This window comes from Candidatus Methylomirabilota bacterium (genome assembly GCA_035936835.1).
In the GTDB taxonomy this organism is placed as follows: Bacteria; Methylomirabilota; Methylomirabilia; order Rokubacteriales; family CSP1-6; genus AR37.
This window is the reverse complement of record DASYVT010000196.1, coordinates 22,921-38,173: the sequence shown is the minus strand read 5'-3', so window position 1 is coordinate 38,173 and position 15,253 is coordinate 22,921. Positions and strand designations below refer to the sequence as shown.

At 70.3% G+C, this 15,253-nt stretch carries 10 protein-coding genes; all 10 read left to right on the top strand.

Features of this window, described 5'->3' with window-relative positions:
- Nucleotides 1–245: 245 nt before the first annotated feature.
- Nucleotides 246–6,440, top strand: a complete 6,195-nt coding sequence (locus VGV06_17590; GenBank protein ID HEV2056958.1) for a GAF domain-containing protein — start codon at nt 246–248, stop codon at nt 6,438–6,440.
- Nucleotides 6,441–6,448: 8 nt separating this feature from the next.
- A complete protein-coding gene (gene trpD, locus VGV06_17585) occupies nt 6,449–7,504 on the top strand; it encodes an anthranilate phosphoribosyltransferase (GenBank protein HEV2056957.1) in 1,056 nt (351 codons plus the stop codon).
- 164 nt (nt 7,505–7,668) lie between these two features.
- On the top strand, nt 7,669–8,403 hold the full coding sequence (locus VGV06_17580; GenBank protein ID HEV2056956.1) for a GntR family transcriptional regulator: 735 nt from the start codon (nt 7,669–7,671) through the stop codon (nt 8,401–8,403).
- Complete coding sequence (locus VGV06_17575) at nt 8,400–9,179, top strand: electron transfer flavoprotein subunit beta/FixA family protein (GenBank protein HEV2056955.1); 780 nt, start codon at nt 8,400–8,402, stop codon at nt 9,177–9,179. The genes VGV06_17580 and VGV06_17575 overlap by 4 nt, the downstream gene beginning before the upstream one ends.
- Nucleotides 9,180–9,205: 26 nt before the next feature.
- Entirely contained in the window at nt 9,206–10,195 is a 990-nt protein-coding gene (locus VGV06_17570) for an electron transfer flavoprotein subunit alpha/FixB family protein (protein HEV2056954.1), read from the top strand.
- Nucleotides 10,196–10,294: 99 nt separating this feature from the next.
- Entirely contained in the window at nt 10,295–11,452 is a 1,158-nt protein-coding gene (locus VGV06_17565) for an acyl-CoA dehydrogenase (protein ID HEV2056953.1), read from the top strand.
- A gap of 83 nt (nt 11,453–11,535) precedes the next feature.
- The gene (locus VGV06_17560) at nt 11,536–13,188 is read left to right on the top strand and encodes a methylmalonyl-CoA mutase family protein (GenBank protein ID HEV2056952.1); all 1,653 of its coding nucleotides are present in this window, start codon (nt 11,536–11,538) and stop codon (nt 13,186–13,188) included.
- Between the two features lie 12 nt (nt 13,189–13,200).
- Nucleotides 13,201–14,268 carry a branched-chain amino acid aminotransferase gene (locus VGV06_17555; GenBank protein ID HEV2056951.1) on the top strand — a complete coding sequence of 356 codons (1,068 nt, stop codon included), beginning with the start codon at nt 13,201–13,203 and terminating at the stop codon, nt 14,266–14,268.
- 2 nt (nt 14,269–14,270) lie between these two features.
- Nucleotides 14,271–14,684 carry an HIT family protein gene (locus VGV06_17550; GenBank protein ID HEV2056950.1) on the top strand — a complete coding sequence of 138 codons (414 nt, stop codon included), beginning with the start codon at nt 14,271–14,273 and terminating at the stop codon, nt 14,682–14,684.
- A gap of 11 nt (nt 14,685–14,695) precedes the next feature.
- Nucleotides 14,696–15,100 carry a cobalamin B12-binding domain-containing protein gene (locus VGV06_17545; protein HEV2056949.1) on the top strand — a complete coding sequence of 135 codons (405 nt, stop codon included), beginning with the start codon at nt 14,696–14,698 and terminating at the stop codon, nt 15,098–15,100.
- Nucleotides 15,101–15,253 lie beyond the last annotated feature (153 nt).

The following is a 15,253-nucleotide window of genomic DNA, read 5'->3' as shown; positions in this document are numbered from 1 at the left end:
ATCTGCTTCGTTGGCTCGGTTGCTCCTCGCTCAACGTACGGGAAGTACGCCTCGCTCGTCGCCTCCCTCGCCGCCTCGCATCTGGACCCTTCTCGCCGGCCTGCGGCCGTCGGGCGCCGCCTCGCATCTGGACCCCTTTTGACCAGCGTGCAGGCGGGGGGAGACGGGGGCGCCGCGAAAGTTGCCCTCGTGGGCCGTTCTGCATATGCTGGTCTGACCGGGTCTCATGAGGCCCGGCTCCCTTCATGCGTTCCTCGAGACGGGATCTTCTCTTTGGAGTCGCGCTCGGCGCACTGGCGCTCTCCGCGCTGGGCGCGGGCGGCGTCGCCGTCGCCCTCCGCCATGTCTCGCTCGCGCGAGAGCAGGCGGCGGCGCGCGCCCAGGAGTCGGCGGCCACGCTCGTGGCCGATGCGCAGGCCGCGCTGGTCCGCGAGGCGCGGCTGCTCGCGCGAGACCCGGCCCTTGTGGACGGCGTCGCCAAGGGCGACTGGGCGACGTTGGCCCGAGGCGTCTCGCCGCGTCTTGCCGCCCTCACCCTCGAGCGGGTTGCCGATTTCGTCTCGGTCCTCGACGTCGCGGGGAGCGCGCTCCTCCAGGTGCCCGCACTGCCGCCGACGCCCATTCCCGACCCCGCGGCCATCAGCGCATCGCCGCCCGGGCTGACGGTTCTCAACGGCCATCCCTATGTCGTCGCCGCAGTCCCCGTGGTCGGCCCGGCGGCGGGAAATGCGGGGGAGGCCCGGCCCGCGGGTTTCGTGGTCATCGCCCGCCGGCTCGAGAACGTGGCGCCGCCGGCCGCGGGAGCTTCTGCCCGGCCCGGCATGCTGTTCCTCGTCAATGGCCGTCCGCTCGTCTCGTCTCTCCAGCGTCCGCCGACGGCGGACTGGATCGGAGCGACAGTGGCCGGCAAGGTCAGCCTCGACGGTGGGCGGGATTTCCTCGTCCGTCCCGCCGGCCAGGTCGCCGTCTCAGGGCCGGGCCGGCTCTGGCTGCTCGTCGCCGATGACGGCGAAGGCCGCCGGCGCGCTCTCGTGGGGTGGCTGACGGGGCTGGGGATATGCGGGCTCGCCAGCGCCGCGGCGGCGCTCCTGCTCTACCGCGAGCCCGGGGCGCCGCGCCGGCGGGCGGTTGAGCCGCTGCTCGAGCCGGAGCCGTCCGATCCCGATCTGGGGCTGGCCCGGCGAAACCGCGAGCTCGAGGCTCTCAACGCCGTGGCGCTCAGCATGGGCCGCTCGGCCGACGTCGTCGCCACCGCCGGGGAGATGCTCGATGTCGTCCGCGCGCTGGCGCAGATGGACGTGGGCGGCGTGCACCAGCTCGATCCGACCGACGGCACGCTGACGTTGATCGCCCAGCGCGGGCTCACGCTCGAGTTCGCGGCCCATATCCGCGTGAGGCCGGTCGACGGCTCCTATGTCGGCGAGGCGGCCCGGACGGGGCGGCTGATCGTGACCCACCTCGACCCGTCGGCGCTCACCGAGCCCTGGCTGACCCAGCTGCAGGCCGTGCGCGCCCACCGGACGCAGCTCGCCCTGCCCATCCCCGTCAAGGGGCGGACCTGGGGTGTGATGTCGCTCATCTCCCAGGAGCAGCGCGAGTTCCTGCCCGAGGAGATCAAGGTCTTGGAGGCCGTTGCCCACCAGATCGGGCAGGCGGTCGAGCGCGCGCTGCTCCTGGCCGAGATGGAGGAGCAGAGCCGGCGGCTCGAGACGCTCGCGCGGATCGGCCACACCCTCACGGCCGCCCGCTCGCTCGAGGACGTGCTGGCCGCGATCGTGGGCGCCGCCCGCGGGCTCGTGGCGGATGGCGCGGCGCGGCTCGCCGTCGCCGAGGGCGACCGGCTCCGCTTCTGCGCCGAGGCGGGCATGCTCGGACGCTCGGCCACGGAGCGGGTCGGCAGTCTCGCGTTCGGCGAAGGCGTCACCGGCCGGGCCGCCGCGAGCCGCCAGCCCATCCTCATCGACCGGATCGAGGCCGAGCCCGGGGTCGTGGGTCTCCCGTGGCTCAGGGCCGAGGGCGTCGTCTCGGGCGCCGTCATCCCGCTCCTCGTGCGCGAGCGGCTGGTGGGCGTCCTCAATGTCTTCACGCGCACGCCCCACGCTTTCGTGGCGGCCGACATGGACCTCCTGCTCTCCTTCGCCAGCCATGCCGCCATCGCGATCGACAATGCCCAGCTCTTCGCCGAGGCCCAGCAGAGCGCGGCGCGCTATCGGGCGCTGTTCGAGGTCAGCGGGGCCCTCGCGTCTTCGCTCGAGCTCGACCAGATCCTCGACGCCATCGTCGAGCGCTGCCAGGGTCTCACGGGCGCGGCGGCCGTCGGAATCTTCCGCGCCGATGCAGACACCGGCCTGTTGACGTATGCGCGGGCCACGGGTGTCTCGAGCGAGTTCCTCCGCGGCCTGCGCGTGCGTGTGGGCGAAGGCACCGCCGGCCGCGCCATCCGCGAACGGAGTCCTGTCTGGACCGAGGACATCCTCAACGATCCGGCGATCCCGCTGTCCACGGACACGCGGATCCTGGTCGAGCGCGAGGGCTACCGGGGCGTGCTCTCCGTCCCCATCTTCATCAAGGGCGAGCCCTACGGGGGTCTCACGGTGTTCTGGTGGCAGCCGCACCCGGTCTCCGCGGCGGAGATCGAGGTGATGACGGCGCTGGGCGGCCAGGCGGCGGTCGCCATCGAAAACGCCCGGCTCTTCGCCGACGAGCGGAGCGGCCGCGCTTCCCTCTCCGCGCTGCTCGAGGTGAACAAGAAGATCGGCCTGCTCGCGCCCACCGACACGCTGCTGACGGGCGTGGCGGAGGAGGCCATGCGGCTGCTCGACGTGGACAACGCCGGCTTCCGGCTCCTCGACGGCGACGAGCTGGTCGTGGCGGGCTTGGCCGGTTCCGCGCCCGAGAGCATGCTCCAGCCGCGCATCAAGGTGGGAGAGAGCCTCGCCGGCAGGGTCGTCGCCCATGGGCAGCCGATCATCGGCCATCTCGACTCACTGCCCGATCTCCTGCCGCAGCACATGGCCGCCGACCGGCGGCTCGGCTACACGCACTTCATGGGGCTGCCGCTGCGCGTGGGCGAGCGCATCATCGGGGTGCTCATCTTCCGGGCACGGCGGGCCTTCAGCCGTCGCGACCAGGAAGTCGCCGAGGCCTTCGCCGGCCAGGCCGCCGTCGCCATCGAACACGCGCGGCTCTACCGCGAGGCGGCGCAGCAGGCCGAGCGGCTGCGCTCACTGGCCCGCCTGACCCAGCTCGTCTCGTCATCGCTCGACACGGACGAGGTGCTGGGAGGCATCGCGCGGGCCGCAGCCGCCCTCATGGGCGTGCCCGTGGTGTCAGTGTGGGTCGCCGAGACGGAGAGCGAAACGCTGCGCGTGCGTGCGTTCTCGGACGAGCCGATGGGGGCGACGTATCCGCTCCGGACCATGGCCTTCGGCCAGGGCCCCATCGGGGTGGTGGCGGTGCAGCGCCAGGCCCTGTCCATCCCGGATGCGGTGGGCGATGGCCGGCTGCTCGCGGAGTCGTGGTGGCGGGAGCACGGCCTCACGAGCTTCCTCGGCGTGCCCATCGTCCTCCAGGACCAGCTCCTGGGCGTCCTCGCGCTGTGCGGGCGGGCGCCGCTCCGGCTCGGCTCCGACGAGCGCGAGCTGATCGAGAGCTTCGTCGCCCAGGCCGCCGTGGCCATCCGCAACGCCGGACTGTACGCTCAGACCGCCCAGCGGCTCCAACAGACCCGCTCGCTCCTCGAGGTGGCCGAGATCCTCAACTCGACCCTCGAGCCGCGCCGCATGCTCAAGCAGGTTGCGCAGCGAATCGCGGTGGTCTGCGGAGTGGACCGTTGCAGCATCGAGCGGTGGGAGGGCGACCACGTCATCCCGCTCATGTCTCAGTTCGCGGACGGGCGGAAGGAGCCCGTGCTCTGGACCGCTTTCGAGGCTATGGTCGACGACCTTCCGCGCGAGGTGCCGATCCACGCCCAGGCCATCGAGACGCGCCGTCCCGCGATCGTCCCCGACGCCTCGGACACCGACCTGATCCCGCGGGCCTGGGTCGAAGCCTTCCACATCAAGTCCTACATGGTCGTGCCGCTCATCCGGCAGGACGAAGTCATCGGCGTCATGACGCTCGACTATACGGAGCGCGTCACCCCGTTCGAGCCGTGGCAGAAGGACCTCGGGATGGCCATCGGCAACCAGATGGCGCTCGCCCTCGAGAACCAGCGTCTCTACGGACTCGTCCAGGAGCGCCTGCAGGAGGCGACGACGCTCCTGGCCGTGAGCCAGGCGCTCTCGGAGCCCGAGGGCGTGGGGGAGGCCCTGCGTCGCGTGGCCGCCGAGGTCGGCCGCACGTTCGGCGCCGACATGGTGGGCGTCTACACGCTCTCGGTCGACAAGAGCGCGCTGGTCCCGGCGGCGGGCTGGCACGTGCCCAAGGCCCTCGTGGAGACCTTCCTCGCCCGCCCCTTCGTGCTCGAGCGCATGCCCGCTCTCCGTCAACTGATGCGCGAGGGGCGGGCGGCCTGGTCCGTGGACGTGAAAAACGATCCCCGCATAGACCAGCAGGTGTTCGAGGGCATCGACTCTCACTCCGTCCTCTTCGCGCCCGCCCTGGCCGGCGGCGAGCCTGTGGGCGGGGTGTTCCTCGTCTGGTGGGAGACGGGGCGTTCGTTCCCGCCGCAGGACGTGCGGCTGATCGAGGGCGTCGCCTCCCAGGTCGGCCTCTTCATGGACAACGCCGACCTGACACGCCAGACGCGGCTCCGGCTCGAGGAGAGCGAGGCGCTCCTGTCTGAGCTCTCCGTGCTCCACGACCTCTCCCGCACCGTCACGGGCCAGCTGCGCCAGGAGGACGTGGTCGAGGCCATCCACCGCCAGGTTGCGCGGCTCCTCGACGCCCGCCACACGGTCCTGGTCGTCATCGACGACGCCACGGCGGAGATGGTGCCGCTCCTGCGCATGCAGGACGGCGTCCGCGACCTCGAGCTGCCGCGGCGCTCCATCCACGACCGGATAGGCCTCATGGCCAACGTCGCGACGTCGGGCCGGCCCATCCGGACGGACGACTACGCCGGGGAATGCGTCCGCCGCGGCATGGAGCCCGCGCCGGGCAACCAGGCCCTGCCGCACTGGATCGGCGTGCCCATGCTGGCCGGCTCCCAGGTGGTGGGCGTGTTGGCGCTGCGCAGCACCGACAGGCCCTTCTCCGAGGCCGACGAGCGCGTGCTGACGAACATCGCGGGCCTGGCGGCGCTGGCGCTTCGCAGCGCGCGGCTCTACCAGGACCGCACCCGCGCCTACGAGGACCTGGCGCTGGCGCAGGATCAGCTGGTGCGCAGCGAGAAGCTCCGCGCGCTCGGCGAGATGGCCTCGGGCGTGGCGCACGATTTCAACAACCTCCTCGCCGCCATCCTGGGGCGCGCCCAGCTGCTGCTGCACCGAGTCGCGGACCCAACGGCGCGCCAATGGCTTCAGATCATCGAGCGCTCGGCGACGGACGGCGCGAAAACGGTCCGGCGGCTCCAGGAGTTCACGCGCATCCGGCGGGACCAGCCTGCCGTCGCGGTGGACCTCAACCAGGTCGTCCGCGAGGCGCTCGAGCTGACCGAATCCTCATGGCGCCTCGAGCCGCCGCGGCGCGGGATCGCCATTAGCGCGGTGACCGAGCTCTCCACCGACCTGCCGACGACGCTCAGCGACCCGGCCGAGCTTCGAGAGGTGATGACCAACCTGATCCTCAACGCGGTGGACGCCATGCCCCGCGGCGGCACGCTCACGCTCTCGACGGCGCGCCGGGGGGAGTCGATCGAGCTCCGCGTCGTCGACACGGGTGTCGGGATCCCGGAGGCCGTGCGGGGCAAGATCTTCGACCCGTTCTTCACGACGAAGGGTCCCAAGGGGACGGGGCTCGGGCTGTCCATGACCTACGGCATTCTCTCGCGGCACGGCGCGACCATCACCGTTGACAGCCAGGAGGGCCGGGGAACGACGTTCACCTTGCTCTTCCCGGTCGGCGCCGCGCCGCGGGCGCCGGTCCCCGATGCCGGCGCGGCCGGGCCCGCGGTGACGCTGCGCTGCCTCGTGGTCGACGACGAGGAGTCCGTGGGGGACATGGTCGCCGACGTGCTCCGCTCGGCCGGGCACACGGTCGGGGTCGCGCGCAGCGCCTCCGAGGGGCTCTCGCGCATCAGGAGTGAGCCGCTCGACCTGGTCTTCAGCGATCTGAGCATGCCCGGGATGACGGGCTGGGAGCTCGCCCGCGCCGTGCGCGACGCGGTGCCGGGCCTGCCGGTGATCCTGGTCAGCGGCTTCGCGGTCGAGGTTTCCCCGGAGGAGCTCCAGGCCAGCGGCGTGCATTCGGTGCTCGCCAAGCCGGTCAATATCGGCGAGGTGCTCGATGCCGCCGCCGCGATCAGGCCGCGCGGGGAGCGGGGAGGCGAACGGCCGTGACCAGTCCGATCATCACCGAGGCCGTGCGCGCCCTCGTGGATCGCAGGGATCTCTCGCGCATCGAGGCGGCGGCGGCCATGGAGGCGATCATGTCGGGCGCGGCGACGAACGCCCAGATCGCCGCGTTCCTCACCGCGCTCCGGATGAAGGGCGAGACGGTGGAGGAGCTGATCGGCTTCGCCCAGGTGATGCGCCAGAAGGCGGTCAAGGTCCGAACGCAGGCAGGCGAGGTCGTGGGGGCGACGGGCACGGACCGCGAGATGCTGATCGACACCGCTGGCACGGGCGGCGACGCCTCCGGGACGTTCAACGTGTCCACCGCCACCGCTTTTGTCGTGGCTGGGGCCGGGCTCAAGGTCGCCAAGCACGGCAACCGCTCGGTCTCCTCGCTCTGCGGGTCCGCCGACGTGGTCGAGACGCTCGGCATCAACATCGAGCTCCCGCCGGCCAAGATCGCCCGCTGCGTGGACGAGGTCGGGATCGGCTTCCTCTACGCGCCGCTCCTGCATACGGCCATGAAGCACGTCATGGCGGCGCGCCGCGAGATGGGCATCCGCACCGTCTTCAACATGCTGGGGCCGCTGACCAACCCCGCCGGCGCCAACGCCCAGATCATCGGGGTCTACTCGGACGCGCTGACGGAGACGCTCGCCCGCGTCCTGGCCGAGCTCGGCACCTTGAGAGCCTTCGTCGTCCACGGCGCCGACGGGCTCGACGAGATCTCCAACACCGGCCCGAGTCACATCTCCGAAGTCCACGAGGGAGTGGTCCGGAGCTCGACCGTTCGCCCCGAGGATTTCGGGCTGTCGCGGGCCACGATCCAGGACCTGCGCGGCGGCGATCGCGCGGAGAACGCCCTGATCATCCGCCAGGTCCTGGCGGGCGAACCCGGCCCGCGCCGAGACATCGTGCTGATGAACGCGGCGGCTGCCCTCGTGGTGGGCGGCAAGGCGCGCGATTTCAAGGAAGGCGTGGCGCTGGCCGCGCAGTCCATCGATTCGGGAGCGGCCGCCGCCAGGCTGGTGGGCCTGGTCGCCCTCTCACAGCGCCTGGGCAGCGAATAGCGCCCTCTCGGGCGCCCCTTGACCGGGGTCCAGGCCCCCGGGTACAATTCCTCCGGTTGCCGTAACTGCCTGTCCGGCCTGACTGGAATCCCGTCCCGAAGCTCGACGTGGGAGCCGAGCGGCCGCCAGAGTTCTAGAACACTCGCGACTTTTAAGGAGGCGCCGTGCGGAGCCGCGTGCCCCGGTACCACCAGATCGCGGAAGCCCTGCGCGACAAGATCAGTGCGGGCCGCATCGGCCCTGGCGAGCGCCTCGACAACCAGCGCCGCTTGGCGATGGACTTCGGCGTCACCCTCATGACCCTCCGCCAGGCGCTCGAGGTGCTGGAACGAGACGGCCTGATCACGCGGCGGCACGGCCTCGGCACCTTCGTGGCGGCGCCGTCAGTCGACTACGACATCCTGCACTTCCGCGCCTTCGCCGGCGATCTCACCGCGGTCGGCGAGAACGTCTCCACGCGCTTCCTCCGCACCCAGCGCGCCCGGACCGACCGGCACGCGGCGCGCGAGCTCGCGCTCGAGCCCGGCGCCCGCGTCTTCGTGCTCGAGCGGTTGAGGCTGGTGGACGGGCACCCCACGAGCTTCCAGGTCTCGCACCTGCCCGCGGCGCTCGGCGAGGAGGTGGCGAAGGCCGACCTCGCGGTCACACCGCTCCGCCAGGTGCTGGCTTTCAAGCTCGGCATCGAGATCACCGGCGCGCGTGAGACCGTCTCCGCCGAGACGCTGCCGGCCCGCGCGGCGCGCGAGCTCGGCTGCGCGCCCGGCGTGCCCTGCTTCCGCTCCGACCGCGTCTCGACCGACGCCGAATCGCGCCCCATCGTGTACGACCGGGTGTTCATTCCCGGCGACCGCTTCCGGATCACGCGCCAACTCCACTACGACAGGAGCGCCACTGCATGAAGATTCTCGTGATGATCAAGCAGGTGCCGGACACGGCGACCCAGGTCAAGATCGGGTCGGACCCCAAGGCCATCGATACGGCCGGCATCACCTGGATCGTCTCCCCCTATGACGAGTACGCGCTCGAGGAGGGGCTTCGGATCAAGGAGAAGCGCGGGCAGGGCGAGGTCGTCGCCGTTTCCCTCGGCCCGGACCGTGTCAAGGAAGCCCTGCGCTCGTGCCTGGCCATGGGCGCAGACCGCGCCATTCACCTGAACGATCCCGCCTGGGAGCTGGTCGACACGCTCATGACGGCGCGCGCGCTCGCGGCCGTGATCAAGCAGGAGGCGCCGGCATTGGCGCTCTTCGGGCGCCAGGCCATCGACGACGACATGGGCGCGGTGGGCGCGGGCGTCGCCGAGCTGCTGGGTTGGCCCTGCGCGTCCTGGATCATGGAGGCGTCGGTGGACGAGGCCGGCAAGGCTATCCGCGTCGGCCGCCAGGTCGAGGGTGGGCTCGAGCTTTTCGACCTGCCGCTGCCCGCGGTGGTGTCGGCCCAGAAGGGCTTGAACGAGCCGCGGTACCCGACGCTGAAGGGCATCATGGGAGCCAAGAAGAAGGAGATCAAGGACGTCAAGACCGCCGATCTCGGCCTCACGGCCGAGACACCGGCGCTGTCGGTCATCAAGCTCGAGGCGCTGCCGCCGCGGCCCCCGGGGCGCATCATCCCAGGCGAGCTGGCGGAGGCCGCCAAGGAACTCGTCCGCGCCCTTCGCGAAGACGCGAAGGCCATCTAGAACACTCAACGGGAGAAACGAATCTCATGGCGGGTTCTTTCTGGTCTCTGGTCGAGGACGACAGGCAGGGCAATCCGAAGAAGGTCATGGCCGAGGTGCTGGGCGAGGCATCGCGCTTGGCAAAGCAGATGGGCGCTCCGGCCGAGGCAGTGTGGCTGACGGACACGGCCACCGACGCCGGCATCGCGCAGCTCGGGCAGTGGGGCGCGAAGCGCGTCCTGCTCCTCGAGAATCCCGCGTTCGCTCCGTACCGTGGGGAAGTGTGGGCCCCGGTGCTGGCGGAGCTCTGCCAGAAGGAATCGCCTCAGGCCTTCTTCGGCGCGGTGACGGCGCGGCAGCGCGAGGTCATGGCGCGGCTGGCCGCCCGCCTCGGCGCGGGGCTCTCCGCAGATTCGACGGCGCTGACGCTCGAGGACGGCAAGCTGATCGCGACGCGGCCGGTCTACGCGGGCAAGCTGCTTTCGAAGATGACATGGGCGAAGACGCCGTGGCTCGCGACGCTCCGGCCCAACGTCTTCAAGCCGGCCGACTCGCAGCCGGGAGCGGTGGCCTCGGTGGAGAAGCCCGCGGTCACGCTGCCCGCCGCCGCCATGAGCCTGGTGGAGCGCCGCGAGGAGTCCTCCACGGGCCTGCCGGAGCTGGCCGAGGCGGAGATCGTGGTCTCGGGCGGTCGCGGGCTCAAGGGGCCGGAGAACTTCGTGATCCTGGAATCGCTCGCGAAGGTGATCGGCGCGGCCGTCGGCGCCTCGCGCGCGGCGGTGGACGCCGGGTGGCGGCCGCACCGCTTCCAGATCGGCCAGACGGGGCGGACCATCTCGCCGAAGCTGTACCTGGGCTTCGGCATCTCGGGCGCCATTCAGCACCTGGCGGGAATGCGGACCTCCAAGGTGATCTGCGCCATCAACAAGGACCCGGAGGCGCCGATCTTCAAGATCGCCGACTACGGCATCGTGGGCGACCTCTTCGAGGTTGCGCCCCTGCTGGAGCAGGAATTCAAGAAGCTCCTGGAAAAGTAGTTCGAGCTGAGACGGGGCCCGCCTTTCGAGCTGAGCGGCACAGCCGCGAGGCGAGGGCTGAGTTGAACAAGGGCGATTGAGGGAAGATCGGGGAACAGAATGCGGATCGAGCTCACTGACGAGCAGAAGATGATCCAGGCGGTGGCCCGGGACTTCGCCGAGAAGGAAGTCCGCCCCATCGCCCCAGCCATCGACCGCGAGGCGCGCTTTCCGCGGGAGACCGTGCGGCGCATGGGCGAGCTCGGGCTCATGGGCATCGCCGTGGCCGAGGCCTGGGGTGGGAGCGGCGGCGACACCGTCGCCTACGCGGTGGCGCTCGAAGAAGTCTCGCGCGGCTGCGCCTCGCACGGCGTCATCATGACGGTGAACAACTCGCTCTACTGCGACCCCCTCGCCAAGTTCGGCTCGGAGGAGCAGAAGCGTCGCTTCCTGGCCCCGTTCGCCTCCGGGCAGAAGCTCGGCTGCTTCTCGTTGACCGAGCCTGAGGCGGGCTCCGACGCCACCAACCAGAGCACGCTCGCCCGCCGCGACGGCGACGCGTACGTCCTCGACGGCCGGAAGATCTTCGTCAGCAACGGGAAGGAGGCCGCCGCCGCGCTCGTCTTCGCCCAGACGGACCGGGCCAAGGGCCCCCGCGGGATCAGCGCCTTCCTCGTCGAGAAAGGCACGCCGGGCTTCACCGTCGTCAAGACCGAGGACAAGCTCGGCATCCGCGCCTCCGACACGGCCGAGCTTCTCTTCGAGAGCTGCCGCGTGCCTGCGTCCTGCCGGCTCGGCGAGGAGGGGCAGGGGTTCAAGATCGCCATGACGACGATCGACGGCGGCCGCATCGGCATCGCCGCGCAGGCCGTCGGCATCGCCGTCGCGGCGTACGAGGCCGCGCTCGGCTACGCGCGGGAGCGCAAGAGCTTCGGCGTGCCGATCGGCCGGCACCAAATGGTCCAGTGGATGCTGGCCGACATGGCGACCGCGATTGAGGCGGCGCGCCTGCTCACGTTGCGCGCGGCGTTCCTCAAGGACAGGGGCGAGCCCTTCGGGCCCCAAGCGGCGATGGCGAAGCTCTTCGCCTCCGAGATGGCCATGCGCGTCACGACGGACGCCGTGCAGGTCCACGGCGGCTACGGCTTCATCAAGGAGTACCAGGTCGAGCGGCACTTCCGGGACGCGAAGATCACCCAAATCTACGAGGGCACCTCGCAGATCCAAAAGCTCGTCATCGCCCGACACCTGCTCTCGGGCGCGGCGGCGGGCTCCTAGGCGACGGTAGTTTGAGCTGAGACGTGGCCGACGAGCCGCAGGCGAGGAGCACGGCGAGGCGAGGGCTGGGTAAGGAGGAGACCATGGCCGAGGGCAAGGAGCGCTGGGAGAAGGACACGTACGGGCCGTTCGTCGACGGCTCGCCGGAGAGGGCCGTGCCGTACGAGTCGCTCTCCGGGATCCCCATCCAGCCGCTCTACACGCCGGAGGACCTCCAGGGCTGGCGGTACGAGGACAAGCTCGGGTACCCGGGCGAGTTCCCCTACACGCGCGGGCCGTACCCGTCCATGTATCGCGGCAAGCTCTGGACCATGCGGATGTTCGCGGGCTTCGGAAGGCCCAAGGACACCAACGCCCGGTTCAAGTACCTCCTCGAGCAGGGGCAGACGGGCCTCAGCACCGCCTTCGACATGCCCGCCCTCATGGGCTACGACGCCGATCATGCGCGCGCCCGCGGCGAGGTGGGGCGCGAGGGCGTCTCGGTCTCGACGCTCGCCGACTTCGAAGTGCTCTTCCGCGACATCCCGCTCGACCGGGTCACGACGTCGATGACGATCAACTGCACGGCCTCTGTGGCCCTGGCCATGTACCTGGCGCTGGCCGACAAGCAAGGCGTGTCGTGGGAACAGATCGGCGGCACCATGCAGAACGACATGCTCAAGGAGTTCATCGCGCAGAAGGAGTGGATCTCGCCGCCGGAGTCGGCGGTGCGCATCGTGGTGGATACTATCGAGTTCTGCTCGCAGCACGTGCCGAAGTTCAATCCGGTCTCGATCTCGGGCTACCACATCCGCGAGGCGGGCTCGACGGCCGTCCAGGAGCTCGCCTTCACGCTCGCCGACGGGTTCGGGTACGTGCAGGCGTGTGTCGCGCGGGGGCTCGACGTGGACAGCTTCGCGCCGCGCCTGTCGTTCTTCTTCGACATCCACAACGACTTCTTCGAGGAGATCGCCAAGCTGCGGGCGGCGCGCCGCATCTGGTCGACGGTCATGCGAGAGCGGTTCGGCGCAAAGAAGGCCGAGTCCATGCGGCTCCGGACCCACACGCAGACGGCCGGGGTGTCGGCCACGGCCCAGCAGCCACTCAACAACATCGCGCGCGTGGCGATCCAGGCGCTGGCGGCGGTCCTCGGAGGCGCGCAGTCGCTGCACACCAACTCCTTCGACGAGGTGCTGGCTCTGCCCACCGAGGAGGCCGTGACCGTGGCGCTGCGCACCCAGCAGATCATCGCCGAGGAGACGGGCGCGCCGCTCACGATCGACCCGCTCGGCGGCGCCTACTTCCTCGAGCGCCTGACGGACCAGATGGAAGAGCAGGCGATGGGCTACATCCGGAAGATCGACGAGATGGGCGGCATCATCCGCGCGATCGACTCGGGCTACCCGCAGCACGAGATCGCGGACGCCGCCTACCGCTACCAGCTCCTGGACGACCGCGGCCGGAAGATCGTGGTGGGCGTCAACAAGTACGTCATGGCCGACCTGAAGCCGGTCGAATACCTCAAGCTCGACGAGGCCATCGAGCGCGAGCAGGTGGAGGCCGTCAGGGCCACCAAGGCCTCGCGCGATACGGCCAGGGTCGAGAAGCGCCTCAAGCAGCTGGCCGACGCGTGCCGGGGCGGCCAGAACGTCATGCCCGTGCTGGTGGACGCCGTCAAGGACTACGTCTCGCTCGGCGAGATCTCCGACGTCTACCGCCAGGTTTTTGGCCTCTACCGGGAACCGATCATCTTTTAGGGGGGCGGCGCCATGTCCGACGCGATCAGGATCGTCAAGGCGACGATGCACAAGCCCAAGCCGAAGGACTCGGCTCTGGGCTTTGGGACCCTCTTTACGGATCACATGTTCGTCGCCAACTTCCAGGAGGAAAAGGGGTGGTACGACCCGCGGGTCGAGCCGTACGGGCCGATCCCGCTCGATCCGGCCGCGGCGGTGCTGCACTACGCCCAGGCGATTTTCGACGGGCTCAAGGCCTTCCGCGGAGTGGACGGCAAGGTGCGGCTCTTCAGGCCGCAGAAGCACGTGCAGCGCATGAACCACTCTGCCGAGCGGATGTGCATCCCGCCTCTCGACCCGGACTTGGCGCTTCGCTCGCTCGTGACCCTGGTCGGGATCGAGCGCGACTGGGTGCCGAAAACGGTCGGGACCTCGCTGTACGTCCGCCCGACCATCATCGCGAGCGAGGCTTTCCTCGGGGTGCGCCCGGCCAAGTCGTACATCTACTTCGTCATCCTCTCGCCTGTTGGCGCCTACTACCCCGAGGGCATGGCGCCGGTGAAGATCCGCGTCGAGGAGAAGTACGTGCGCGCGGTCGAGGGCGGCCTGGGCGGCGCCAAGACCGGCGCCAACTACGCCGCGAGCCTCATGGCGGGCGAAGAGGCCAAGCACGAGGGATTCACGCAGGTCCTGTGGCTGGACGGCGTGCACCGCAAGTACATCGACGAGGTCGGTACCATGAACATCATGGTCAAGATCGCTGGTGAGGTGATCACGCCTCCGCTCGGCGGGACCATCCTGCCGGGCGTGACGCGCGACTCGGCGCTCACGCTGCTCCGCGACTGGGGCGCCAAGGTCAGCGAGCGCCAGATCTCGATTGACGAGGTCGTGGCGGCCCACAAGGCGGGCGCGCTCGAGGAGGTCTTCGGCACGGGCACGGCGGCCGTGATCTCGCCGGTTGGCGAGCTCGCCTACAAGGGCCACCGCATGGTCGTCGGCGGCGGGAAGATCGGGCCGACCACCCAGAAGCTCTACGACGCCATCGTCGGCATCCAGTACGGCACCGCGCCGGATCCGCACGGCTGGACGGTCGAGGTCTAGCCATGGCCGACTGCGTCTTCTGCATGATCCGGGACGGGAAGATCCCGTCCGCGAAGGTCTACGACGACGAGCGGACGCTCGCCTTCATGGACATCAACCCGCTCACCCGCGGGCACTGCCTCGTCGCCACCAAGGCGCATGCGGCGACGCTCTACGACGCGGACGTGGAGGACCTCAAGGCCGCCATCACCACCGCCAAGAAGGTCGCCGGGGCGCTGCGGAAAGCGTTCAGCCCCGACGGGCTCAACGTGCTGCAGGCCAACGGGGCGGCGGCCTTCCAGTCCGTGCCGCACTTCCACCTGCACCTGATTCCCCGCTGGACCGGCGACGGCAAGGGCTTCGACTGGAAGCTCGTCCCGGGCAACCGGGAGGAGATCATGGGCATCGCGGACCGTATCCGCGCGATGTTCGGGTAGCGAGGGATCTCATGACCGAGCGCAAAATCCGGGTGGTGGTGGCCAAGCCGGGTCTCGACGGGCACGACCGCGGCGCCAAGATCGTCGCGCGGGCGCTCCGCGACGCCGGCTTTGAGGTCATCTACACCGGGCTCCACCAGACGCCCGAGCAGATCGTCGCGACGGCCGTTCAGGAGGACGCCGACGCCGTCGGGCTGAGCGTGCTCTCGGGCGCCCACAATTACCTCTTCGCGCGCGTGCTGGAGCTGCTCAGGGAAAAGGGAGCGGACGACATCGCCGTGTTCGGAGGCGGAATCATCCCGGCCGAGGACATCAAGACGCTCAAGGCGATGGGCGTCAAGGAGCTCTTCACGCCGGGCACCTCCACCCAGGACATCATCCGCTTCGTCCGCGACAACATTCGAGCTGCTGTATGAGCCCTGTGCGGACAGTCCGCCGGCACCGCGAGCCGGGGGTGCCTTCCTCCGCCGAGACCTCCTCGCCTAGACGCGCCGCCTCGCTCGGGCGCCTCCGCCCGCCCCCCATCCCCCAGAGGGGGTGCGCTCGCCGCCCTGCTCCGCAGGGACGGC

Excerpts from the sequence above, each read along its gene's own strand:
- VGV06_17590 (HEV2056958.1), top strand. The coding sequence starts at position 246 with ATGCGTTCCTCGAGACGGGATCTTCTCTTTGGAGTCGCGCTCGGCGCA.
- VGV06_17575 (HEV2056955.1), top strand. The coding sequence starts at position 8,400 with ATGAAGATTCTCGTGATGATCAAGCAGGTGCCGGACACGGCGACCCAG.
- VGV06_17570 (HEV2056954.1), top strand. The coding sequence starts at position 9,206 with ATGGCGGGTTCTTTCTGGTCTCTGGTCGAGGACGACAGGCAGGGCAAT.
- VGV06_17565 (HEV2056953.1), top strand. The coding sequence starts at position 10,295 with ATGCGGATCGAGCTCACTGACGAGCAGAAGATGATCCAGGCGGTGGCC.
- VGV06_17560 (HEV2056952.1), top strand. The coding sequence starts at position 11,536 with ATGGCCGAGGGCAAGGAGCGCTGGGAGAAGGACACGTACGGGCCGTTC.
- VGV06_17555 (HEV2056951.1), top strand. The coding sequence starts at position 13,201 with ATGTCCGACGCGATCAGGATCGTCAAGGCGACGATGCACAAGCCCAAG.
- VGV06_17550 (HEV2056950.1), top strand. The coding sequence starts at position 14,271 with ATGGCCGACTGCGTCTTCTGCATGATCCGGGACGGGAAGATCCCGTCC.
- VGV06_17545 (HEV2056949.1), top strand. The coding sequence starts at position 14,696 with ATGACCGAGCGCAAAATCCGGGTGGTGGTGGCCAAGCCGGGTCTCGAC.